Here is a 698-nt window from a genome sequence, read left to right on the forward strand (position 1 = left end):
ATATTCAGACGTTTATGCAAGTCAGTCTTAAAATTACTAACGTAAGCTTGTCTGAGATAGTTCCCTTTTCATTTATAATTGAGGATGACCGTTTATATTCTCGGGGTTGCGGCGTTTTTCAAGGTAGTTGTCGCCTGAGCATTTAAGCTGCTTGTTTTTCCTTCTCCGGGTTCAACTTAACGTCACCCACTTTCTCCCAGTTCCGCGTAGCTTTTGACCACCTTATTTGGTTCTTTCTTTTCATCTTGCGATAAAGCTCATCCCTCTTCGATAATATTTCTTCATCCAGACCTAAGTGCCTTTGCTCTGGGGTAACAAAGTTAATTCGACTATGCCGGTGCTCTGTGTTGTACCAAGTGACAAACTCTTTCACCCAAGTTCTTGCTTCATCGATTGATTTAAATCCCTCAGATGGCCATCGACGACAGTACTTCAGGGTTCGAAATAGTGATTCTGAAAACGGATTATCATTACTTACACCAGGCCGACTTCGAGAGCTGGCGACACCCAAATCCTGCATTTTTGCTTGCATTGTTAAGCTCTTCATTGGGCTACCATTATCCGAGTGCAACACCAGGGATTTTCTGACGCACTTTTCTGACCAAACACTGCGCTCAAGCAATGCTGCTGCATGTTCTCCTTGCTCGGACTCATGCACTTCCCAGCCAACAATTTTGCGACTGAAGATATCTTCTATC

The 698-nt window shown here is 43.6% G+C and carries 1 protein-coding gene; it reads right to left on the reverse strand.

The features are described 5' to 3' along the window. Positions 1 to 142: 142 nt before the first annotated feature. Positions 143 to 698, reverse strand: a 556-nt coding sequence (locus tag A3756_RS06865; RefSeq protein ID WP_156490336.1) for an integrase core domain-containing protein, incomplete at its 5' end; no start/stop codon positions are given.

The organism is Oleiphilus sp. HI0086 (assembly GCF_001635225.1).